Below are 23043 nucleotides of genomic sequence, written 5' to 3' on the forward strand. Positions count from 1 at the left end.
ATAAAAGTTGATATGTTAGAGAAACCTTTAATTACACGGCGTCAAACTAAGCAGATTTTTGTAGGAAATGTACCTATTGGTGGTGATGCTCCGATAGCAGTGCAGTCAATGACAAATACCAGAACAACAGACATTACGGCAACAGTTGCACAAATTAAAGCACTTGAAAAAGTAGGTGCGGATATTGTCCGAGTTTCAGTGCCAACAATGGAAGCTGCTGAGGCGTTTAAATTGATTAAACAACAAGTTTCGGTTCCATTAGTTGCAGATATTCATTTTGATTATCGTATTGCATTAAAAGTGGCAGAATATGGTGTGGATTGTTTGAGAATTAATCCGGGTAATATTGGCCGTGAAGATCGGATTCGTGCGGTAGTTGATTGTGCGAGAGATAAAAATATTCCAATTAGAATTGGAGTGAATGCTGGTTCATTGGAGAGAGATCTACAGGAAAAATATGGTGAACCAACGCCAGAGGCTTTATTAGAATCTGCATTGCGTCATGTTGAGATTTTGGATCGTTTGAATTTTGAACAGTTTAAAGTGAGTGTTAAAGCATCAGATGTTTTTTTAGCGGTTGAAGCTTACCGTTTATTAGCTAAAGCTATTTCTCAACCTTTGCACTTAGGGATCACTGAAGCCGGTGGTGCGAGAGCAGGTGCTGTAAAAAGTGCGATTGGCTTAGGTATGCTTTTAGCCGAAGGGATTGGCGATACTTTGCGTGTCTCTTTAGCTGCTGATCCAGTCGAAGAAATTAAAGTTGGTTTTGATATTCTTAAATCTTTACGTATCCGTTCCCGTGGTATTAATTTTATTGCTTGCCCAACTTGTTCTCGTCAGGAATTTGATGTAATAGGCACAGTGAATGCTTTAGAACAACGCTTAGAAGATATTACAACACCACTTGATGTCTCGATTATCGGTTGTGTGGTAAATGGTCCCGGTGAAGCGTTAGTTTCAGATCTAGGTGTCACTGGTGGGCATAAAAAAAGTGGGTTTTATTTAGACGGAGAACGTCAGAAAGAACGGTTTGATAACGAACAATTAATCGATCAGCTAGAGGCAAAAATTCGAGCGAAAGTTGCTATGCAGGATCAGAAAAATCGGATAGAAATTACACAAATTTAAGAAATAGGAATAAAAATTATGGCGAAGACCATTCAAGCAATTCGTGGTATGAATGATTGTTTACCAAGTGATACACCTTTATGGCAGTGGGTTGAAGGGCAAGTGAGAGATGTCTTAGCAAGTTATGGGTATGCTGAGATTCGAATGCCAATAGTGGAGTCAACTCCTCTTTTTGCACGAGCCATTGGTGAAGTAACAGATGTTGTTGAAAAAGAAATGTTTACCTTCGATGATCGAGATAATGAAAGTTTGACTTTACGTCCAGAAGGTACTGCAGGGTGTGTGCGAGCAGGGATTGAACATGGTTTACTGTATAACCAAGAACAACGGCTGTGGTATATGGGACCAATGTTTCGTTATGAACGTCCTCAAAAAGGGCGTTACCGTCAATTCCATCAAGTTGGGGTAGAAATATTTGGTATTGCTAATCCTGAAATTGATGCGGAACTCATCCTACTTACTGCTCGTTTATGGAAAGCGTTAGGTATTTTGGATCACGTTACTTTGCAACTCAATTCAATTGGTTCGCTTGAGGCGAGAAAGAATTATCGAGAAGCTTTGGTTGCATTCCTACAAAATCATCTTGATATATTAGATGAGGATTGTAAACGCCGTTTAACGACTAATCCACTACGGATCTTGGATAGTAAAAATGAACGAGTTCAAGAGGTATTGAATCAAGCGCCTAAGTTACATGATTATTTAGATCAAGATTCAAAAGAACATTTTACCCAATTATGTCATTTACTCGATCAATTAGGCATTCAGTATGAAATTAATCAAAAACTAGTACGAGGTTTAGATTATTACAATAAAACTGTATTTGAATGGGTTACCACCGCATTAGGGGCTCAAGGTACGGTATGTGGTGGCGGTCGTTATGATGGTTTGGTCGCACAGTTAGGGGGGCATGCAACCTGTGGGGTTGGTTTTGCAATGGGATTAGAGCGTTTAGTCTTGCTTGTTCAAGAAGTTTCCCCTCGTATAGAGTTGGCAAAACCTGTTGATATTTATGTGGTTTATAACGGTACTGGTACAACTGTTGCTGCATTTGAAATCGCAGAAAAATTACGTAGTGAACTTAAAAATTGTCGAGTAATGTTACATTGCAGTGGTGGTAACTTTAAGAAACAATTTAAACGTGCAGATAAAAGTGGGGCAAAATTTGCCATTGTATTAGGTGAAAGTGAAGTGCTAAATGGAGAAGTAATAGTTAAAGATCTTTTAAATGGTGAAGAGCAACAAAAGATGGCAATCACCACTTTAACTGACTATTTGGCAAAAGTGTTATAAGGAGAAAATCGTGGCTTATACGACTGATGAACAACTTCAAGTTGATGAAATTAAAAATTGGTGGAAAGAGAATGGTAAGGTAATTATTTTTGCGGTTATTCTTGCGATTTTAGGCGTATTAGGTTGGCGATATTGGCAACAAAGCCAAACTGAAAAAATTTATCAAACCTCAACTAACTTTGATCAAGTAGTGGCTTTATATCAACAAGATCCACAAACAAATGTTGAACAGCTTGAACAATTTAGTAAAAATTATCCTGATACGAGTTATGCGGTGTTTGCTTTATTAATTGAAGCCCAAAATGCTGTTACTAGTGGTAACTTTACTCAAGCTGAGGCGGCTTTAACGCAGGCATTAAGCAATACTCGCTATCCTACATTAGTGTCAATTATTGCGTTGCGTTTAGCAGCAGTACAAATACAGTTAAATCAATTTGATGCTGCAACAGCAAGTTTAGCATTAGTTAAGGAGAGTAGTTGGCAGGGACGTAAAGCAATTTTAAGCGGAGATATTGCGATGGCTAAAGGCGATCTTGTTGCTGCTAAACAAGCGTATCAAACAGCTTTAGAAACAGCCAATCCATTTGAAATGCAATGGTTAAAAATTCGTTTAAATAATTTATAAGCCAGAATAAACCTCTATAATAAGTTTATTATAGAGGTTTTGCAGAATATTTATCCGTTTTGTTGTCTATTCGCTCAAATAATTAAAATTTTTAAAATTTTTGTTGATTAGTTCGTAGAAATCAGTATTATTAGCCGGCGTTAAGAAATAAAACGATGGGTCGTTAGCTCAGTCGGTAGAGCAGCGGACTTTTAATCCGTTGGTCGAAAGTTCGAATCTTTCACGACCCACCATTTACTTTATTAGTATATTAATAATACCTGTATGGGTCGTTAGCTCAGTCGGTAGAGCAGCGGACTTTTAATCCGTTGGTCGAAAGTTCGAATCTTTCACGACCCACCATTTACTTTATTAGTATATTAATAATACCCCGTATGGGTCGTTAGCTCAGTCGGTAGAGCAGCGGACTTTTAATCCGTTGGTCGAAAGTTCGAATCTTTCACGACCCACCATCTTATTCAAATCTTACAACCTTTATAATCATTTTATTTGTCAACTGTATTCTTTTTAGTTTTGTGGCTAAAAAATAACTACACCCTATTTCAGCTAATAAAGTGTAGTTAATGTAGTGTTATTACCAATATTTAACTTCTAACAGCAATAGCTTCAATTTCAATACCAACATCTTTCGGTAAACGAGCCACCTCAACGCAAGAACGTGCTGGAAAATTCGGGTGGTTGTTTTCTTCAAAGAAACGTTGATATTCTGCATTGATTGCCGCAAATTGATTCAGATCTTTAACAAAAACTGTTGTTTTCACAATATCTTTGACTTGTAAACCTGCTTGTTCAATTATGGCTTTTACATTTTCCAATGATTGACGGGCTTGTGCTACGATGTCTTGTGCCACTTCACCAGTGGCTGGGTTTACTGGGATTTGCCCTGAAGTTAAAACCATATTTCCTAAATCGACTGCTTGCACATAAGGTCCGATTGCTGCAGGTGCTTTTTCTGTATGAATAATTTTTGTCATAAAATAATCCTCTTGTCTTAAGTAAAAAATTTTTAAAAGTTCACAAGTGTGAGTGTTCGTTTAATATCCAAGTGTGGCAACCATAACCGCTTTAATTGTATGCATTCGATTTTCAGCTTGATCAAAGACAATGGACGCATCGGATTCAAAAACGTCATCGGTAACTTCTAAACCACTCATACCATATTTTTCTGCCATTTTTTTTCCTATGCTGGTATTTTCATCATGGAATGATGGCAGGCAATGCATAAATTTTACCTCAGGATTGTTAGTTTTCGCTAATAGTGCTGAATTTACTTGATATGGTCGCATTAAAGCAATTCGCTTTTCCCATTCACTTTCAGCTTCTCCCATTGATACCCAAATATCTGTATAGATAAAATCGACTCCTTCGATACCAGCTGTAATATCTTCGGTACAAGTAATTTTAGCCCCTGTTTTCTTTGCCATTTCGGCTACTTCATCAAGTAACTGTTGTTCTGGAAAGAATTGCTGTGGGGCGACTAAACGTAAATCTAAGCCTGTTAATGCCGCTCCTTCAACGAAAGAATTGCCCATATTATTACGTGCATCGCCAAGGTAGGCGAGTTTCATTTGATCTAAGCGTTTACCTTTACCGTGTTCAAGCATCGTTAGGAAATCGGCTAAAATTTGGGTTGGGTGAAATTCATCTGTTAAGCCATTCCAAACAGGTACGCCAGCGTATTGAGCTAATGTTTCAACTAAATGTTGTCCATAACCTCGATATTGAATGCCATCATACATTCGCCCTAATACTCTTGCGGTATCTTTCATACTTTCTTTATGACCTATTTGTGAACCGCTTGGTCCGATATAGGAAACATTTGCACCTTGATCAAAGGCTGCAACTTCAAAGGCACAACGAGTGCGAGTCGAGGTTTTTTCAAAAATTAATGCAATATTTTTTCCTTTCAAGCGAGGTTGCTCGGTACCGCTATATTTCGCCCGTTTTAAATCAGCTGAAAGTTGAAGGAGGTGATGAATTTCTTTTGGGGTAAAATCCATTAAACGTAGAAAATGACGATGACGCAAATTAAAAGGCATAGAATTTCTCCTAGTTGAGGTTGAGTAACCGCACAAAAATACCACCCTTTCCTTTTGAGGGTCAAGTTTGTTGAGTAAAGCAAAGTTATTTTGTTTTGGAGCAAAGAAAAAGATGAAAAATCTTTATAATTAATCAGTTACACAATAGTGTTATAGAATATCGAGAAAATATGTTCGTACAAATCAGGAGTATATCTAGTTGGGAATCCTTGCTATAATACCTGTATAAAAAAACAGTGAGAAAGGTAGAGAGTGATGGATTTTTCAGAATTACTTGATGGTTTAAATGACAGACAACGACAAGCAGTCGCTGCTCCTTTGGGGAATTATTTAGTTTTAGCAGGTGCTGGAAGTGGAAAAACACGAGTCCTGACACATCGAATTGCTTGGTTAATTGGTGTTGAAGGTATTTCTGAAAGTAATATTTTAGCCGTCACTTTTACCAATAAAGCAGCGGCAGAAATGCGACAAAGAATAGAATATGCACTTAATGGAACTTCTCATCGTTTATTTGGTATGTGGGTTGGCACTTTTCATAGTATTGCGCATCGGTTATTACGTTCTCACGCATTAGATGCTGGCTTACCACAGGATTTTCAAATTTTAGACAGTGAAGATCAGTTACGTTTGATTAAACGCTTAATCAAACTACATGAATTAGATGATAAAGCCTTTCCTGCTAAACAAGCGTGCTGGTATATCAATCAGAAAAAAGACGAAGGATTGCGTCCAGATCGGATTGATACTCACGGTAATCGTAATGAAAAAGAATGGGTAAAAATTTATCAAATTTATCAAGATGCTTGTGATCGAGCGGGTTTAATTGATTTTGCTGAATTATTGTTAAGAGCATATGAATTATGGCAAAAAAAACCGTTGATCCTGCAACGTTATCAGCAACGTTTTCAACATATCTTGATTGATGAGTTTCAAGATACTAATAAAATTCAGTATCAGTTCGTAAAGCTTCTGGCAGGTGAGCAAGGAAAAGTGATGATTGTTGGAGACGATGATCAATCCATTTATGGCTGGCGTGGTGCTGAAATTGAGAATATTCAGCGCTTTTTACAAGATTATCATCAGGTACAAACAATCCGCTTAGAACAAAATTATCGCTCAACGGGAAATATCTTAAAGTCTGCAAATCATTTAATTAAACATAATAGTGATCGTTTAGGTAAGAATTTATGGACAGAAGATGGTGATGGTGAAGCAATAGGTATCTATGAAGCGTTCAATGAGTTAGATGAAGCCCGTTTTGTTGCTAGCCAAATTACAAAATGGGTTGAAGAAGGGGGGCAATATCATGATTGTGCCGTCTTATATCGGAGTAATAGCCAATCTCGTGTTTTAGAGGAGGCGTTATTACAAGCCAATATTCCTTATCGAATTTATGGTGGAGTCCGCTTTTTTGAACGCCAAGAGATTAAAGATGCGTTAGCTTATTTGCGTTTAATTGCAAATCGTCAAGATGATGCAGCATTTGAACGGGTGGTAAATACCCCAACACGTGGAATTGGCGAACGGACAATGGATTTATTACGTCAACTTACAAGAGAACGTCAGATAACTTTATGGCAGGCAGCACATTTAATTCTAGATGAAAAGAAATTAACGACTCGAGCTGCAACGGCGTTATTACGTTTTCTTGAATTAATTAATTCTCTTGAATTAGAAACGCAACAGTTGCCTTTATTTGAACGTACTGATTTTGTGATAAAACATTCTGGGTTGTACCAAATGTATCAACAAGAAAAGGGTGAAAAAGGTGAAGTAAGAATTGAAAACTTAGAGGAATTAGTTTCAGCAACGAGAGAATTTAAACCTGATGATGGTCAGGAATTTAATGATTTAACAGCATTTTTAACACACGCTTCTTTAGAAGCGGGAGAGGGACAGGCTTCTTCACATCAATCTTGTGTCGATATGATGACTTTACATTCAGCAAAAGGTTTAGAATTTCCTTGTGTATTTATTGTTGGTATGGAAGAAGGCATTTTTCCAAGTGGTCTGCTTTACCAAGAAATTGGGCGTTTAGAAGAAGAAAGACGTTTAGCTTATGTAGGTATCACTCGAGCAAAACAGAAATTAACTTTAACTTATGCTGAAACTAGACGAGTTTATGGGAAAGACGAAAAGCATTTACCATCGAGATTTATTAAAGAATTACCTGAAGAATGTATCCAAGAGATTCGTTTACGAGGTAAGGTTACCAGACCTTTTAATCAGAATACAGGCGGTGTGGCGAGTACTCCTATTGTTAAGACAAGTGAATGGACATTAGGGAAGAAAGTAAAACACGATAAATTTGGCGTTGGGACAATTATTAATATTGAAGGGGCGGACAATAATACTCGATTACAAATAGCTTTTCAAAATCAAGGGATCAAATGGCTAATTGCACATTTAGCTAAGTTAGAGAAGCTATAAAAAGATCAATTTATATAAAACTTTTTTTATATAATTGAGTCTAACTATAAAGAATAAAAGAGCAAGTAAGTTTTTGATTAGACTTTTAACTGTTACTCTTTTGTGTTATAACTGCCAACTTGTTAAAATTAAGACACCGCAGTTATAACGAATCTAAGCATCAAAGAGAAGAAGGAATAACAATGACTAAAGAAATCAACGCAATGTTAATTCCGCAAGGAAATTTAGAAAGTTATATTCGTGCTGCTAATGAATATCCAATGTTAACGGCAGAAGAAGAAAAAGAGTTAGCAGAGCGTTTGTATTATCACGAAGATGTTGAGGCGGCAAAAAAATTAATTTTATCTCACCTACGTTTTGTCATTCATATTGCACGTGGTTATTCTGGCTATGGTTTACCGCAAGCAGATCTAATTCAAGAAGGCAATATCGGTTTAATGAAAGCGGTGAAACGATTTAATCCCGAAGTTGGGGTGCGTTTAGTCTCTTTTGCCGTACATTGGGTAAAAGCAGAAATTCACGAATATGTTTTACGCAACTGGCGTATTGTAAAAGTTGCTACCACTAAAGCCCAACGTAAATTATTTTTTAATTTACGCAAAACAAAACAACGTTTAGGTTGGTTTAAGCAGAATGAAGTGAATATGGTAGCAGATGAATTAGGCGTATCTGTTGATGATGTCAAAGAGATGGAATCACGTATGAGTGGTTTGGATATGGCATTTGAATTACCAACAGAAGATCATGAAGAGAGTTATGCACCAGCACTCTATTTAGAAGATAAAAGTTCAAATTTTGCGGCAGAATTGGAACAAGAAAATTTTGAGACACAAGCTGTTGATCAATTAAATCAAGCGTTAAATTGTCTCGATCAACGTAGTCGCCATATTATCCAGACTCGCTGGCTTGATGAAAATAAAGCAACATTACAAGAGCTAGCGGATCAATATGGTGTGTCTGCAGAGCGGATTCGACAACTTGAAAATAATGCCTTGAAAAAACTTAAAAATGCAGTGAGTTTTGCATAAACCGTAAAAGACTAGCTTTTTAGCTAGTTTTTTTACTCTTTATTCTATCCTGATAAAAATGATGCACTCTGATTTTATTCCTCATTTAAGTACACATATCTTGGATCTTAACTTAGGTAAACCCGCAGTTAATGTTAAGGTGGAGCTTTATCAACAGCAACACGATCAAGGTTGGTTGCAATTAGATCAACAATTAACAAACGGTGAAGGACGAATTAATCGTTTTAATTTGAGTGTGCCTGCGAGTTTAAAATCAACACTAACTCATTGTTATAAATTAAGATTTTACAGTGGAGAGTATTATTCCCCTCAATTCTCTTTTTATCCTTATATTGATATTCTGTTTCAATTAGACCCAACACAATCGGATTATCATATTCCACTGACTTTATCGCCTTTCGGTTATTCGACTTATCGTGGTTGTTGAGTGTTAATTAGATAGTTTGAGTGAAATAAAAGGCTTAGGTTGGTTAAATCTTATTTGAGATAAAATTAAAAATAGATAACCGTACCTAAATACTAAGCTATTATTTTGGTATTTAAGTACGGAATAATCCTAATGTTTGTTGAATAAAAAATGATTATTTTGTATTAACAGGGTAATCCCACCAAATATCAAATAATTGGCTTATTTCTATTTGTTGGATACCATTGTTTTCTAACCAGTTTTTGACTAATTCACGATGGCTTTCATCACATTTACCTGCTTTTTCAAGGCAAACTAGTCCTTCCCAGTGTAGATAACCACTACCTTCATAGGCAAGACCATTTGGTTTAATCACTTCCCCAATAAAGCGATCTACCACTTGATCGATAGTATTAACATCAGTACCTTCAGCAAATTGCCAATTAACTAAAAAGCCTAACTCTTGAAATTCACCTAAGTGCATTTTTTTGCGTTGTCTTCTATTATGTTGATATGCCATAGTTTTTTCCTTAATTTAAATGATAGTTATTTTTTAATGAAGTAGAGATCCCAAACGCCATGTCCTAGTCGATGCCCTCGTTCTTCAAATTTGGTTAAAGGGCGGAAGATAGGGCGAGGAATAAAATCATTGGTCTTAGAAGTATTTTCTAATCCAGACGTTTGGCTTAGCACTTCTAACATTTGTTCTGCATAATTTTCCCAATCAGTTGCCATATGGACAAACCCACCACTTTGTAGTTTTTGCATAATTAATTGCATAAAAGCAGGTTGAACAATACGGCGTTTATGATGCTTAGCTTTATGCCAAGGATCTGGAAAGAACAGTTGTAATCCACCAAGACTACTATCTGCAATACTTTCATTGAGAATTTCGATTGCATCGTGGCAGATGATCCGCAAATTTTTAATCTCTTTTTGCTTAGCATAAGCGATGCAAGCACCTACGCCGGGGGTATGAACTTCAATGCCTAAATAATTATATTGTGGGTTTTGTTCCGCCATTTCGACTAATGAGCGTCCCATACCAAAACCAATCTCAAGAATCACAGGATGATTATTTTGAAAAATTTCAGCAAAATTAAAAGGCGTTTTTTGATGTTCCAAACCATAGAAATACCAGTTTTCATTCATTGCGCTACGTTGTGCTGCGCTTAACCGACCTGTACGCAGAACAAAACTGCGGATTTTACGCATATAGCGACCATCAGTGGTAAATTCTTCAGTGGTAACTGTTTTACGTTTTTGATCAGCAAAAGTTGTTTTTGGCGTTGTTGACATAAATTTTAATCAATGGTTTTAGTTTTTTATGAATTGGGGCTATTGTACCTGAGAATTGATTTTTTTTCTTGTATTTTAATTGGTTAATTATGCTACACTTCTTCAATTCATAAATTTTTAGTCTTGAAGTATTTTATGCTAGCAAAATCTACCCCTCACGCCCCTTTTGCTCGGGCAGTATTAGCGTGGTATGACAAATATGGCCGCAAGAATTTACCGTGGCAGCAAAATAAAACTTTATATGGTGTCTGGTTATCTGAGGTAATGTTGCAACAAACTCAGGTGGTTACTGTTATTCCTTATTTTCAACGTTTTATCCAAACTTTTCCAACACCAACAGCATTAGCGAATGCAGAGATTGATCAGGTCTTACATCTTTGGACAGGGTTAGGCTATTATGCTCGAGCAAGGAATTTACATAAAGCTGCACAGCAAATTCGTGATCAATTTCAGGGCGAATTTCCAACCTGCTTTGAACAAGTCTTAAGCCTACCGGGGATAGGACGAAGTACGGCAGGGGCAATTCTTTCTTCTTGCTTAAATGCACCTTACCCAATTTTAGATGGGAATGTAAAGCGAGTGTTATCACGCTATTTTGCTATAACTGGTTGGAGTGGTGAGAAAAGCATTGAAAATCGGTTATGGCAATTGAGTGCACAAGTAACACCAAGTACACAAGTGGCTAATTTTAATCAAGCGATGATGGATATTGGGGCGATAGTGTGTACTCGAACCAAGCCAAAATGTAGTTTATGCCCGCTAGAAAAAGAGTGTGTTGCTAATCAAACAGGACAACAAGCTCAATTTCCAACTAAAAAGCCGAAAAAAACGCTCCCTGTTCGTCAAAGTTATTTCTTGTTGTTACGGAATGGGCAAAAAGTATTATTAGAACAGCGTGAGCTAAGTGGATTATGGGGAGGACTATATTGTTTTCCACAATTTGATAGTCAAGATCAACTTGAACAGGCATTACAGCAGCAAGGAATTAAGCATTATCAGCACTTGCCTACATTTCGGCATACTTTCAGCCATTTTCATCTCGATATTTATCCAATTGTTGCTGATTATATACCGCAAGAGAGGGAAGCAATGGAGAATGATGATTGCTATAAGGTCAAAGAGCGTGAGGGTGAGTATTTAACTAGCATACAAAACCTTCCCAAATATTGGTATGATCTAACACAAACTGAGGTACACCAAATTGGTCTTGCGACCCCAGTAAAAAATTTATTATTACAGTTACAAGCAATGTAACAATCTGTGTTTAATTGATAGGAGTTTATTATGTCAAGAACGGTATTTTGTCATTATTTAAAACAAGAAGCAGAAGGCTTAGATTTTCAACTCTACCCTGGTGATTTAGGCAAACGGATCTTTGATTCGATTAGTAAACAAGCTTGGAGTGAATGGTTAAAAAAGCAAACAATGCTAGTGAATGAAAAAAAATTAAATATGATGAACGTTGAACATCGTAAGCTATTAGAACAAGAAATGATAAGTTTCTTATTTGAAGGAAAAGAAATCCATATTGAAGGTTATGTACCACCAACAAAATAGGAAACCCGATGAAAAAACGTTTTGCCTTTTTAACTGCTTTTGTGTTTCTTTATGGTTGTAGTAGTCAGGTGCAAAAAGACATCACTTATGATGATGTTTTTAGTAAAGATACGAAAGGGCTGGATATTCTTACCAGCCAGTTTTCTCACAATATAGATCAGATCTGGGGCGTAAATGAACTCTTAGTTGCTAGCCGTAAAGATTATGTGAAGTACACTGATAATTATTTAACACGCAGCCATATTAGTTTTGATAATGGATTAATTACAGTGGGTACGTTAGGAGATAAAAATCAATTAAAAAGTGCAATTATTCATATTTTATTAATGGGAGATGATCCTTCTGGGATTGATTTACTGACTTCAGGGGATACGCCGATTAGTAATAATCCTTTTTTATTTGGGCAAGTCTTAGATCAGCGTAGTAAGCCAATTAAAAGCCGTAAAGAAGCCACATTATTTGCTGAATACTTGCTGAAAAATAAATTACAACAGCGTTATCTGCAAAATGGACGCAAAGTAGAATATGTTGTTATTCCAATGGTAGCGAATCATATTGCGGTACGTGCAAGGAAATACCTACCTTTTGTCAGAAAAGCTGCTCGCCATTATGGTGTTGATGAAAGCTTGATTTTAGGCATTATGGAAGTGGAATCAAGTTTTAACCCTTATTCAGTTAGTTATGCCAATGCAATCGGCTTAATGCAAGTTGTACCAGATACTGCAGGGCGTGATGTATTTAAGTTAAAAGGCAAGAGTGGTAAACCTTCTCGCCGTTATTTATTTGAACCTCATCGGAATATTGATACAGGAACAGCCTATCTGTGGATTTTACAGAATAAATATTTTCAAAATATCACAGATCCAACCTCAAGACGTTATGCTGTGATTGCTGCATATAATAGCGGTGGTGGTGCAGTGTTACGTATTTTTGATAATGATCGGGAAAAAGCGATTAAGAAAATGGATAAATTATTACCAGAGCAGTTGTATCAGATTTTAGTTACTAAGCATCCTTCTGCACAGGCAAGAAATTATTTGAAAAAAGTTACAGCGGCACAAAAAGGATATAGAAAACGTTAAATAAATGAAAAAGTGTGGTCTTTTTATTCGTTTTGAGTATAAAACAAGCTAACAAGCAAAAAAAGATGATTTTTTTTAAATTAGTGATTGACTTGGAACGTAAAAAAACGTTTAATACGCACCACACAGAGACGAGCTGCCCGGATAGCTCAGTCGGTAGAGCAGGGGATTGAAAATCCCCGTGTCGGTGGTTCGATTCCGCCTCCGGGCACCACTTTTCCTCCTTAGTTCAGTCGGTAGAACGGCGGACTGTTAATCCGTATGTCGCTGGTTCAAGTCCAGCAGGAGGAGCCAAATTCTAGAAAAAAGCCTACTTTTTTAAGTAGGCTTTTTTCATATCATCAAACATATTTTTAATTTTAACATTGATCGTGTATTTGTTTCGTTTAGATAAATAAAAAGCCCAAGTGGTATAACTTAGGCTTTTGAAGAGGGAAATAAATTACGATAAGTTTAATAACATATCTAATGGTGGAGCAAAATAGTAGCTACCACTGACAGCTTGAGTAAATTCTAATAAGCGATCCGTTTTTCCATCAAGATAGCCATACATACTTAATAATTGCTGTTCAATATTATGTAATCTTGCACAATATGCGATGAAATAAAGCCCATGTTCTCCACTAGCTTTTCCATAAGGTAAACTTTGACGTAAAATTTTTAAGCCTTGACCGTTTTCTTTTAAATCCACTCGCCCAACGTGTGAATTTTCTGGCACATCATCAAGTTCAACACTATCAGGTTTGGTTCTGCCAATCACTTGTTCTTGTTCAGTTTGGCTCATTGTATGCCATTGTGCTAAATGATGTACCCAACGTTGGGTTAAGACATAACTACCACCAGCATCAATACCTTGATTAATCGTTGCAACCTGTGGACGATCCTCTCCTTGAGGATTCTCAGTACCATCAACAAAGCCAGTAAAGTCTCGTTCTTCGATCCAACGAAATCCGTGAGTTTCTTCATCAATACTAATGCTGGTATTAAATAAACGCATAACTTCTAAGGCTAATGAGAAATTAACATCAGGGTGTAATGAAATAATATGGATTAGTAAATCTCTCTGTGTTGCTGGTGCAACAAAATCCCCTTTACCTAAAGGCTGAAATGTTTTAAGTTCAGATGCAGTGGTTGATGAATAATGCCGCCAAGCGGAATGCCCAAATGCAATGACTAAACCTAATTTTGCATCGGGGTGTTGGTGTTGTAAATGGGTTAGTGAAGTATGTATTTCTTTACAAGCTGTTGCGACCTTAGCATAATCATTAATCTTCGCTTCAATAAAAATTGCGGCTTTAGAATGTTCTAATAAAATTCCACTTTGTATTTTCATTATTATTCCTCTATGTTTAATTAATAAAATGTCATTATCATATAATATAACTTATTTGACTAAATTAGATTGATTAATATCAGACCAAAGGATCTTTTATTTTTAACCAGTAGCCATTTTCAAATAAGATCAAACTCTGTATAATGCGACCGCAATATTTTTCCTGAACTTAACTTTCTAAAAGAGATATTGCAATGCTTAGAGTAATTAAAGAAGCTTTAACTTTTGATGATGTATTATTAGTCCCAGCTCATTCAACAGTATTACCTAATACTGCCAATCTTTCCACTCAATTAACCAAAACTATCCGTCTTAATATTCCTGTTTTGTCGGCTGCAATGGATACCGTGACAGAAGCTAAATTAGCGATTGCTTTAGCACAAGAAGGTGGTATCGGTTTTATTCATAAAAATATGAGTATCGAACGCCAAGCGGATCGTGTACGTAAGGTGAAAAAATTTGAAAGTGGCATTGTCAATGATCCAATTACCGTACGTCCAGAGACGACCTTAGCTGAAGTAGCAGCATTAACCCAAAAGAATAAATTTGCAGGTTATCCCGTAACGACAGAAACAAACGAATTAGTCGGAATTGTAACTGGACGAGATACACGTTTCGTGTCTGATCTAAGCCAACCTGTTACTGCAGTGATGACTCCTAAAGAACGTCTTGTTACTGTTACAGAAGGGGCATCAAGAGAACAAATTTTTGCATTAATGCACAAACACCGTGTTGAAAAAGTGTTAGTTGTCGATGAAGGATTCAAACTAAAAGGTATGATTACCTTAAAAGATTACCAAAAATCGGAACAAAAACCGAATGCGTGTAAAGATGAATTTGGGCGTTTACGTGTCGGTGCAGCGGTTGGAGCAGGTGCAGGTAATGAGGAGCGAATTGATGCCTTAGTCAAAGCTGGAGTAGATGTATTATTGATTGATTCTTCACACGGTCATTCTGAAGGTGTCTTACAGCGTGTCCGTGAAACCCGAGCAAAATACCCAGACTTACAAATTATTGCTGGTAACGTAGCAACTGCAGAAGGTGCAATTGCCTTAGCTGATGCGGGTGCAAGTGCTGTTAAAATTGGTATTGGACCGGGATCAATCTGTACCACCCGCATTGTAACTGGTGTAGGTGTACCACAAATTACAGCCATTGCAGATGCGGCTGAAGCCTTAAAAGAAAGAGGCATACCAGTGATTGCAGACGGTGGTATCCGTTATTCAGGAGATATTGCAAAAGCAATCGCAGCAGGGGCATCTTGTGTGATGGTAGGCTCAATGTTAGCAGGTACAGAAGAAGCACCGGGTGAAATTGAACTGTATCAAGGACGTGCCTTTAAATCTTACCGTGGTATGGGATCGCTAGGTGCAATGTCAAAAGGATCGTCAGACCGCTACTTCCAATCAGACAATGCTGCAGACAAATTGGTACCAGAAGGGATTGAAGGGCGTATTGCTTATAAAGGGCATTTAAAAGAAATTATCCACCAACAAATGGGCGGATTACGTTCTTGTATGGGCTTAACTGGCTGTGCAACGATTGAAGAACTCCGCACCAAAGCTCAGTTTGTACGTATCAGTGGTGCGGGCATTAAAGAAAGCCACGTCCACGATGTAACCATCACCAAAGAAGCACCGAATTATCGAATGGGGTAACTTATGGGAAATATTTGCTCTATATAATCTAAAAAAACATTTAGATTTAAATACTTTTAAAAATTAACCTAATTATCGAGGATAACATGAATCTTTCTCCTATTACATGTGATTTAACACCTTTAGTTGAGAGTATCCCCAAAGGAGTTAGCAAAATTTTTGATTTATTTTTTGGAAAAAAAATAGAAAAGCGCAAGGCTCTTTATAGGCTAATGGAGGCACAAGCTGAAAGGCAAGCACGATTAATTAGTGAAGGTAAAGCTAACTTAGATAAAAATGGTAATTTTATTGATTTTGAAAGACAACAATCTGATAACATTAATCAATGTATAGAATATGCTGTCTCTAGCGCTGTATTTAAATCAAAAGATTGTGAGCCATCAAATGATGAAGTATCTCAGACTTTTTTTAATCAGTGGAGAGAGTACGCTAAAAATATAGGAGAAGATGATCTAAAAATTTTTTGGGGAAAAATTTTAGCTGAAGAAGTATATACTCCCAATAGTATTAGTTTAAGAGTTTTGAATACATTATCCATGATTTCTCTAAAAGAGGCTGAATTTTTTTCCTCTACATTAAAATATATTATATTCGATAGATATTTAGCTCTTGATTTTATTCCTGACAATTTAAAACATGGTATTCTTGACTCATTATATAATATGGGAGCAATAGCACATATTCCTATATCGGGTATAAAATCTTTCTCATCTATCCAAGAATATAATAAAGATCATCTACATTATTATTACTTTTATCATCAACAAAACAATTATTGCTTTGCATTTCATGTTGATAAGGAAGATTCCAATGCAGAATTAAACTTTGAGTTAATTGAATTGACATCCGTTGGAGAAACTCTATATAAATTAGCTCACTCTGTAAATGAAGAGCTATCTATTAATCTATTTACTACAATTTGTAATGATTTAGAATTACCTAATACTAAGTCATTATCATTATATAAACTGGAAAATCGTTCTATTACTAAAGAAATTTTATCTAAAACCTTATAACTGAGAAATAAAATGAACAATATTCATCAACATAAAATTTTAATTCTAGATTTTGGATCACAATATACCCAATTAATTGCTCGCCGTATTCGTGAGATTGGCGTTTATTGTGAATTATGGGCGTGGGACGTTTCAGAACAAGATATTCGTAACTTTGCACCAACAGGAATCATTTTATCTGGTGGTCCTGAAAGCACCACAGAACAAGGTTGCCCAAAAGCACCAGAATATGTCTTTAATGCTGGGGTACCAGTGCTTGGAATTTGTTACGGTATGCAAACCATGGCAATGCAGTTAGGTGGCTTGGTTGAAGCATCAACTCAACGTGAGTTTGGCTATGCAGCAGTTGAAGTGCTTGCAAACGACAGCCTACTTAACGGCTTACAAGACGGGCAATCCCCACAAGGCAATGCGTTATTAGATGTTTGGATGAGCCACGGTGATAAAGTAACTCGCATTCCACCAAGTTTTACCATTTCATCAGCAACAAGTACCTGCCCCATCGCCTCAATGAGTGATGAAAACCGCCGTTTCTATGGCGTGCAATTCCACCCAGAAGTTACCCATTCAAAACAAGGTTTAGCACTATTAGAAAATTTTGTTATCGGGATTTGTGGTTGCGAAAAGCGTTGGACGGCAGAAAATATTATTGAAGATGCGGTTGCTCGGATTAAACAGCAAGTCGGCGATGAAGAAGTAATTTTAGCCCTATCTGGTGGGGTGGATTCTTCCGTAACAGCATTGTTATTGCAACGAGCAATCGGTGATAACTTGCATTGTGTTTTCGTTGATAACGGTTTATTACGTTTAAACGAAGGCGATCAAGTGATGGAAATGTTTGGCAATAAGTTTGGTTTAAATATCACCCGAGTAGATGCGGAAGAACGTTTTCTTAATGCGTTGGCAGGTGTACAAGATCCAGAAGCAAAACGCAAAATTATTGGTAACGTCTTTATTGATGTATTTGATGAAGAATCACATAAACACCAAAATGTAAAATGGTTGGCACAAGGTACAATCTACCCAGATGTCATTGAATCTGCAGCTTCAAAAACAGGTAAAGCACACGTTATCAAATCGCATCATAATGTAGGTGGTTTACCCGACTATATGAAATTAGGTTTGGTTGAACCACTAAAAGAATTATTTAAAGATGAAGTCCGTAAAATCGGCTTAGCATTAGGCTTACCATACGATATGCTTTACCGCCACCCATTCCCGGGACCGGGTTTAGGCGTGCGAGTGCTTGGGGAAGTGAAAAAAGAGTATTGCGATCTTCTTCGCCGAGCAGATGCTATCTTTATTGAAGAATTACGCAATTCAGGCTGGTATGACAAAGTCAGTCAAGCATTTACCGTATTTTTACCTGTCAAATCAGTTGGCGTGATGGGCGATGGACGTAAATACGACTGGGTTGTTTCGTTACGAGCCGTTGAAACCATCGACTTTATGACCGCTCACTGGGCACACCTACCATACGATCTGCTAGGTAAAGTCTCAAATCGCATTATCAATGAAGTAAACGGCATCTCCCGTGTAACCTACGACATCTCAGGCAAACCACCTGCTACGATTGAGTGGGAGTAGTATATTTCAAGTTGAAAACCCTTTACTTTCAATGCTTTTAGGATTTAAAAAGATATGATTAGTACTAAAATGGTATAAAGTTATAAAAAGAATAGTTGCTAGAGTAAAGAAAGGTTTTAAAAATATATAGAGTTGAAACTGTTTCTAAATGTGGCAAGAGTAACAATAAATTCATTTTGAAATATGAATCAGAGGCTGTAATTTATTAATTACCGTACAGACCGTACGACATAATACATCGTGCGGTCTGTACGGTATTTTTTATAAGCGAGAAAATTTTTTCTGTGCTAGTTAAAAAATCTAAAATTATGTTTGGATGTATAGCAAACATAGTAAGTGTGAACCAGTTTATAAAAATCAATGAAATATTAAGTAAGATTTTATTAAGGTGGTATTTTTATAATTTAAGTAATGAATAGAACTATATTTAGGAGGGTAAGGTGGCTAATTTATCAAAGATAAAAAGGGATGAACTTTTAGCTTTTATCAATAAGTTAAAAGAGCAAAATAAGGACGATGAGATCATCCGCTCCTTAAATGAAATTGCTAATGCTTTGAACGAGAAAAAATACGGTCTTGTTTGGGAAAAGCATACTGAAAGGGTTGATGAAATGCTTGAGTATAATATACCTGTATTTGAGGAAGTAGAAGAACGAAAAATAAAGGCTGATGATAGCAACGACTATAATTTCTTACTTGAGGGGGACAACCTACATTCTCTTAAACTGCTGGAGAAAACGCACAAAGGAAAGATTGATGTAATCTATATCGATCCGCCTTATAACACAGGAAACAAGGACTTTGTTTACAATGACAGCTATGTAGATAAAACTGACGGATATTCCCATAGTAAGTGGCTATCCTTTATGAGTGAAAGGCTTGAGATTGCAAAGAGTTTACTAAGTGATGAGGGTGTTATTTTTATTAGTATTGATGACAATGAACAAGCTCAGCTGAAATTGCTTTGTGATGAAGTGTTTGGAGAGGAAAACTTTTTAAATATTATTAGTGTTAATATGAAAAATATTGCTGGTGCATCAGGTGGTGGAGAGGATAAAAAATTCAAAAAGAATTGCGAGTATATTCTTATTTATGCTAAAAATTATGATGTGTTGCCAGTATTTAATGGAGTATTTGATTATGAAGATATTAGTGATTTAGTTCAACGTTATCGAGATGAAAATATCAGTTGGAAATATACGACTGCTCTCGTTGATCCTGGTGAAAAAATATATATTGGCTCTACGGTTGATGGAGAAGGTAATGAAATAAAAATATATAAAAGGATTGATTATGATATAAAGTCAATTAGTAAATTAATTAAAGAAGATAATTTGTCAGAAAAAGATATATATTCAAAGTATTCACATTGTATTTTTCAAACAGCGATGCCACAAAGTTCTATACGACCAAGAGTAATAGAAAAGGTGAAAGAATTGGGAGTAGAAAGCGAGTTATTTTCTATAGAATATGTTCCTCAGTCTGGAAAAAATAAAGGAAAACTTTATGAACAGTTTTATAAAGGAAAGAATTTTAGGTTATTTGCTTGGTTAAAGGATGTAAGTGAAGAGATCGATGGCAAACTTTATAAAAAAACCTTGCAAGGTACATATTGGAATTATATTGCAGGTACAAAAAATCTTACAAAAGAAGGAAATATAGAGTTCCCTAACGGTAAAAAGCCTTTAGATTTAATAAAAAGAATTGTTTATCTATATCCAAATAAGAATTTAACTGTACTAGATTTCTTTGCTGGATCAGGAACAACAGGTCATGCAGTTATGCAATTAAATAAAGAAGACGGTGGTAATCGTAAATATATTCTTTGTACGAATAATGAGAATAATATTTGTGAAGAAGTGACATACAGAAGGCTTAAAAATATTCAAGATGATTTACCACAAAATTTAAAATATTTTAAAACGAACTTTATTCCTAAAATAGAAAATGAAGAAGACATGATAACTGCAAAATTAATAGATCATATTATCCCTTTAATAGAACTGGAATATATGTGTGAAATTGATAACAAGAATAAGCTTATTCTTTTAGATGAACATAACATTGCAGAAGTTATCCAGAAAGCGAAAGACGAAGCTACAATTTTTATTTCGAATGATGTGTTTATTGATGGCGAGTATATGAAAGCTATCGAAGCTAAAAATATTTCTTTGGTAACCATACCAGACTACTATTTTAAAAATGAACTTATGGAGGTTGGTGAACTATGATAGGAATTAAGCTAAAAAACTTTCAAGAAAAAGCCGTAGATTGGCTATATCAAAATACAGAATTAGAAAATAAAGAAGCTATCATATTACAAGCCCCGACTGGTTCAGGTAAGACTATTATTCTAGTTGCCTACATTGAAAAATATTTGGACTATCACAGAGAAAATACCGTTTTTTGTTGGTTCTCACCAGGTAAGGGAAATTTAGAAACACAATCTAAAGAAAAAATGGAAAAATTCTGTCCTCAACTACAAACAGGAACGATTGATGATGTGTTACTTGGAGGATTTAGACCAGGGAGTACTTATTTCATTAACTGGGAGAAGATTACTAAAAAGGGAAATATAGCAATTAGTGATACTGAAAGAACTAATTTATATGAGCATATTGCTAGGGCTCATAATAAAGGTCTGCAATTTGTTTGTATCATTGATGAGGAGCATTTAAACGATACCTCTAAGGCAAATGATGTCATTAAAGCTTTGGCAAGTAGGCATGAAATTCGTGTATCAGCAACACCAGTAGCAAAAGCGTTGGGTGAATTTTATTCAATTAATGAAGTTGATGTAATTAATGAGGGACTTATTACAAGAGCGATGTATGTCAACTTTGATTTGAAGGCTGGAACTATTGAAAGCATTGATACTGAAACAGATTTATTAATAGAAAAAGCTGTATCTTTACGAGAACAGATTGCTAAAGAATATATAAGTATTGGTGCAGATATAAGACCTCTTGTACTGGTTCAGTTTCCAAACCTTAACGATACGCTGATTGAACGAGTGGAAGAAAAACTTAACGCTTTAGGATATAGCTATGAAAACGGACTTGTAGCAAGTTGGTTCAGTGTTGAAACGAAAGAAGATAAAAACTATAATTCAAAGAAACTAGGAAAGATAAACCTTGGAGATGAAGGTAAGGAAAATTATATAACCAGACCTAATGCAACACCTGTATTTTTACTATTTAAACAAGCGTTGGCTACTGGTTGGGATTGCCCTAGAGCAAAGATACTCGTTAAGCTTAGAGAAAATATGAGTGAAAAGTTTGAGATACAAACTCTAGGACGGTTAAGACGTATGCCAATGGCAAAGCATTATGATAATGATCTTTTAGATAATTCATATTTATATACTTTTGATGAGAAATATAAACTTGAAGCTTTAAAAATTGGAGCGTATGAAACGCAAAGATTATTTTTAAAAGAAAAACCTAGGGAAGTAGAGCTTGTAAAAGAAATTAGAAATGCTGATTTACCAACGACTGGAGAGGTAGAAATTATCAAGTATTTATATGAGTTTTTAAAAACTAAATACTCATTAGTAAATAACTTTAATGAAAATGCAAAGAAATTAGAAAATAATGGTTATATCTTTGGTAAGAATATTCTTTCTAGTTATTTAAAAGGTAAGGCTACAACTCTAAAAGATCTTGAAATACAAGAAAATATGTCTCATGAAAGTATAAATTATGAGGTGGATACTCATAAGCATGGTATGGATTTAAGGCATGAAATTGATGCCTTGAAAAAATATACTGGGCTTGATTATTCTTCGACTAGAAAGATATTATCTCGTCTATTTCTTAAAAACACGAGTAGAAAATATAAATTACTAAGCCTAACTTTGAAAGAATTTTATGCTTTTATAATCAACAATAAGGACAAAATAAAAGATGTATTTATTGAATTTAGTGGGCAGCATATTAAAAATAAGCAGATAACCTTGTCAATAGTTAAAACAGAGATATTTAAAATACCTCTTGAGGAAAATTATAAGTACAGGAGCGATGCAAAATCAAATAAGGTTTTAGAGTCGAATGCTTATGAAAAGTATACTGTTCAGATGATAGATAGTGCTTTTAGATCTACAAGTGAACGCTTATTTGAACGTTATTGTGATGCTAGTGATAATGTGGATTTTCTTTATAAAAATGGAGATAGTGGAAGTCAGTATCTTTCTATTATGTATAGTGATGGTTTTGGAAGAACAAAGCTATTTTATCCAGATTATATCATTAGATTACAAAGTGGTGAAATATGGTTAATAGAAACAAAAGGTGGCGAGAGTAATGGCCAGGATAAAAATATTGATGTTCAGGTAGAGAATAAATTCAAAGAGTTTAAAAGGTTTGCTAACGAATATGGTTATAATTTTGCTTTTGTTCGTGATAGGGATGAGGAGTTGTATTATAACAATATTGAATATAAACATTCGCTTTCGGAAGATGAATGGAAACCACTAGATGAAATTATATAGTTTATTGGTGAATAATATAATTAAAATAAAATCTTTTTATAGCTTATCTTTATAAAATTATTTTGAAATAAAC

19 protein-coding genes and 5 tRNA genes are annotated in these 23043 nt (G+C 35.6%); 19 read left to right on the forward strand and 5 right to left on the reverse strand.

The features are described 5' to 3' along the window. Positions 1-12 precede the first annotated feature (12 nt). The 6 genes from ispG (at position 13) to CEP47_RS08565 (ending at position 3498) form a co-directional block, all read left to right on the forward strand. Positions 13-1128 (forward strand): flavodoxin-dependent (E)-4-hydroxy-3-methylbut-2-enyl-diphosphate synthase, encoded by a 1116-nt coding sequence (gene ispG, locus CEP47_RS08540; RefSeq protein ID WP_261920043.1) that lies wholly within the window; start codon positions 13-15, stop codon positions 1126-1128. Between the two features lie 18 nt (positions 1129-1146). Continuing rightward, on the forward strand, positions 1147-2421 hold the full coding sequence (hisS, locus tag CEP47_RS08545) for a histidine--tRNA ligase (protein ID WP_261920042.1): 1275 nt from the start codon (positions 1147-1149) through the stop codon (positions 2419-2421). Positions 2422-2431: 10 nt separating this feature from the next. Then, positions 2432-3046 carry a YfgM family protein gene (locus CEP47_RS08550; protein WP_261920041.1) on the forward strand — a complete coding sequence of 205 codons (615 nt, stop codon included), beginning with the start codon at positions 2432-2434 and terminating at the stop codon, positions 3044-3046. Positions 3047-3203: 157 nt separating this feature from the next. Then, a tRNA-Lys gene (locus CEP47_RS08555) sits at positions 3204-3279 on the forward strand. 33 nt (positions 3280-3312) lie between these two features. Further along, positions 3313-3388 (forward strand) — tRNA-Lys (locus tag CEP47_RS08560). 34 nt (positions 3389-3422) lie between these two features. Beyond that, positions 3423-3498 (forward strand) — tRNA-Lys (locus CEP47_RS08565). A gap of 132 nt (positions 3499-3630) precedes the next feature. Here CEP47_RS08565 and CEP47_RS08570 read toward each other — a convergent pair. Both CEP47_RS08570 and argF read right to left on the reverse strand, forming a co-directional pair. Then, positions 3631-4020: a RidA family protein gene (locus CEP47_RS08570; protein ID WP_261920040.1), complete on the reverse strand. Its 390-nt coding sequence runs from the start codon at positions 4018-4020 to the stop codon at positions 3631-3633. Between the two features lie 60 nt (positions 4021-4080). Next, complete coding sequence (gene argF, locus CEP47_RS08575) at positions 4081-5085, reverse strand: ornithine carbamoyltransferase (protein WP_261920039.1); 1005 nt, start codon at positions 5083-5085, stop codon at positions 4081-4083. Positions 5086-5340: 255 nt separating this feature from the next. Here argF and uvrD point away from each other — a divergent pair, with 255 nt between their 5' ends. The 3 genes from uvrD (at position 5341) to uraH (ending at position 8970) form a co-directional block, all read left to right on the forward strand. Then, positions 5341-7515, forward strand: coding sequence for a DNA helicase II (uvrD, locus tag CEP47_RS08580; RefSeq protein WP_265482652.1), 2175 nt, complete (start codon positions 5341-5343; stop codon positions 7513-7515). A gap of 182 nt (positions 7516-7697) precedes the next feature. Further along, a complete protein-coding gene (gene rpoH / locus CEP47_RS08585; RefSeq protein ID WP_261920038.1) occupies positions 7698-8543 on the forward strand; it encodes an RNA polymerase sigma factor RpoH in 846 nt (281 codons plus the stop codon). Between the two features lie 58 nt (positions 8544-8601). Beyond that, on the forward strand, positions 8602-8970 hold the full coding sequence (gene uraH, locus CEP47_RS08590; RefSeq protein ID WP_261920037.1) for a hydroxyisourate hydrolase: 369 nt from the start codon (positions 8602-8604) through the stop codon (positions 8968-8970). Positions 8971-9124: 154 nt separating this feature from the next. Here the strand turns inward: uraH and CEP47_RS08595 are convergent, their stop codons facing one another. Together CEP47_RS08595 and trmB are read right to left on the reverse strand one after the other, a co-directional pair. Then, positions 9125-9469 carry a YggL family protein gene (locus tag CEP47_RS08595; protein WP_261920036.1) on the reverse strand — a complete coding sequence of 115 codons (345 nt, stop codon included), beginning with the start codon at positions 9467-9469 and terminating at the stop codon, positions 9125-9127. Between the two features lie 26 nt (positions 9470-9495). Further along, a complete protein-coding gene (gene trmB, locus CEP47_RS08600) occupies positions 9496-10248 on the reverse strand; it encodes a tRNA (guanosine(46)-N7)-methyltransferase TrmB (RefSeq protein ID WP_261920035.1) in 753 nt (250 codons plus the stop codon). A gap of 135 nt (positions 10249-10383) precedes the next feature. Here trmB and mutY point away from each other — a divergent pair, with 135 nt between their 5' ends. From mutY to CEP47_RS08625, 5 genes are all read left to right on the forward strand, one after another. Continuing rightward, positions 10384-11502 carry an A/G-specific adenine glycosylase gene (gene mutY, locus CEP47_RS08605; RefSeq protein WP_261920034.1) on the forward strand — a complete coding sequence of 373 codons (1119 nt, stop codon included), beginning with the start codon at positions 10384-10386 and terminating at the stop codon, positions 11500-11502. A 30-nt stretch (positions 11503-11532) separates the two neighbouring features. Further along, positions 11533-11805: an oxidative damage protection protein gene (locus CEP47_RS08610; protein WP_261920033.1), complete on the forward strand. Its 273-nt coding sequence runs from the start codon at positions 11533-11535 to the stop codon at positions 11803-11805. A gap of 8 nt (positions 11806-11813) precedes the next feature. After that, positions 11814-12887, forward strand: a complete 1074-nt coding sequence (mltC, locus tag CEP47_RS08615) for a membrane-bound lytic murein transglycosylase MltC (RefSeq protein ID WP_261920032.1) — start codon at positions 11814-11816, stop codon at positions 12885-12887. Positions 12888-13025: 138 nt separating this feature from the next. Next, positions 13026-13101, forward strand: a tRNA-Phe gene (locus CEP47_RS08620). A 4-nt stretch (positions 13102-13105) separates the two neighbouring features. Next, positions 13106-13181 (forward strand) — tRNA-Asn (locus CEP47_RS08625). A 148-nt stretch (positions 13182-13329) separates the two neighbouring features. Here the strand turns inward: CEP47_RS08625 and CEP47_RS08630 are convergent. Further along, on the reverse strand, positions 13330-14220 hold the full coding sequence (locus CEP47_RS08630) for a Dyp-type peroxidase (protein ID WP_275979773.1): 891 nt from the start codon (positions 14218-14220) through the stop codon (positions 13330-13332). Between the two features lie 194 nt (positions 14221-14414). Here CEP47_RS08630 and guaB point away from each other — a divergent pair, with 194 nt between their 5' ends. From guaB to CEP47_RS08655, 5 genes are all read left to right on the forward strand, one after another. Beyond that, positions 14415-15878 carry an IMP dehydrogenase gene (gene guaB / locus CEP47_RS08635; RefSeq protein WP_261920031.1) on the forward strand — a complete coding sequence of 488 codons (1464 nt, stop codon included), beginning with the start codon at positions 14415-14417 and terminating at the stop codon, positions 15876-15878. 86 nt (positions 15879-15964) lie between these two features. Then, positions 15965-16894: a DUF2806 domain-containing protein gene (locus CEP47_RS08640; protein ID WP_261920030.1), complete on the forward strand. Its 930-nt coding sequence runs from the start codon at positions 15965-15967 to the stop codon at positions 16892-16894. A 12-nt stretch (positions 16895-16906) separates the two neighbouring features. Continuing rightward, positions 16907-18481, forward strand: a complete 1575-nt coding sequence (gene guaA / locus CEP47_RS08645; protein ID WP_261920029.1) for a glutamine-hydrolyzing GMP synthase — start codon at positions 16907-16909, stop codon at positions 18479-18481. A gap of 440 nt (positions 18482-18921) precedes the next feature. Beyond that, on the forward strand, positions 18922-20712 hold the full coding sequence (locus CEP47_RS08650; protein ID WP_261920028.1) for a site-specific DNA-methyltransferase: 1791 nt from the start codon (positions 18922-18924) through the stop codon (positions 20710-20712). Beyond that, positions 20709-22970 (forward strand): DEAD/DEAH box helicase, encoded by a 2262-nt coding sequence (locus CEP47_RS08655; RefSeq protein WP_261920027.1) that lies wholly within the window; start codon positions 20709-20711, stop codon positions 22968-22970. The genes CEP47_RS08650 and CEP47_RS08655 overlap by 4 nt, the downstream gene beginning before the upstream one ends. Positions 22971-23043: the final 73 nt, after the last annotated feature.

This window comes from Mergibacter septicus (assembly GCF_003265225.1).
GTDB lineage: Bacteria > Pseudomonadota > Gammaproteobacteria > Enterobacterales > Pasteurellaceae > Mergibacter > Mergibacter septicus.

Excerpts from the sequence above, each read along its gene's own strand:
- ispG (WP_261920043.1), top strand. The coding sequence starts at position 13 with ATGTTAGAGAAACCTTTAATTACACGGCGTCAAACTAAGCAGATTTTT.
- hisS (WP_261920042.1), top strand. The coding sequence starts at position 1,147 with ATGGCGAAGACCATTCAAGCAATTCGTGGTATGAATGATTGTTTACCA.
- CEP47_RS08570 (WP_261920040.1), bottom strand. The coding sequence starts at position 4,020 with ATGACAAAAATTATTCATACAGAAAAAGCACCTGCAGCAATCGGACCT.
- argF (WP_261920039.1), bottom strand. The coding sequence starts at position 5,085 with ATGCCTTTTAATTTGCGTCATCGTCATTTTCTACGTTTAATGGATTTT.
- uvrD (WP_265482652.1), top strand. The coding sequence starts at position 5,341 with ATGGATTTTTCAGAATTACTTGATGGTTTAAATGACAGACAACGACAA.
- rpoH (WP_261920038.1), top strand. The coding sequence starts at position 7,698 with ATGACTAAAGAAATCAACGCAATGTTAATTCCGCAAGGAAATTTAGAA.
- uraH (WP_261920037.1), top strand. The coding sequence starts at position 8,602 with ATGATGCACTCTGATTTTATTCCTCATTTAAGTACACATATCTTGGAT.
- CEP47_RS08595 (WP_261920036.1), bottom strand. The coding sequence starts at position 9,469 with ATGGCATATCAACATAATAGAAGACAACGCAAAAAAATGCACTTAGGT.
- trmB (WP_261920035.1), bottom strand. The coding sequence starts at position 10,248 with ATGTCAACAACGCCAAAAACAACTTTTGCTGATCAAAAACGTAAAACA.
- mutY (WP_261920034.1), top strand. The coding sequence starts at position 10,384 with ATGCTAGCAAAATCTACCCCTCACGCCCCTTTTGCTCGGGCAGTATTA.
- CEP47_RS08610 (WP_261920033.1), top strand. The coding sequence starts at position 11,533 with ATGTCAAGAACGGTATTTTGTCATTATTTAAAACAAGAAGCAGAAGGC.
- mltC (WP_261920032.1), top strand. The coding sequence starts at position 11,814 with ATGAAAAAACGTTTTGCCTTTTTAACTGCTTTTGTGTTTCTTTATGGT.
- CEP47_RS08630 (WP_275979773.1), bottom strand. The coding sequence starts at position 14,220 with ATGAAAATACAAAGTGGAATTTTATTAGAACATTCTAAAGCCGCAATT.
- guaB (WP_261920031.1), top strand. The coding sequence starts at position 14,415 with ATGCTTAGAGTAATTAAAGAAGCTTTAACTTTTGATGATGTATTATTA.
- CEP47_RS08640 (WP_261920030.1), top strand. The coding sequence starts at position 15,965 with ATGAATCTTTCTCCTATTACATGTGATTTAACACCTTTAGTTGAGAGT.
- guaA (WP_261920029.1), top strand. The coding sequence starts at position 16,907 with ATGAACAATATTCATCAACATAAAATTTTAATTCTAGATTTTGGATCA.
- CEP47_RS08655 (WP_261920027.1), top strand. The coding sequence starts at position 20,709 with ATGATAGGAATTAAGCTAAAAAACTTTCAAGAAAAAGCCGTAGATTGG.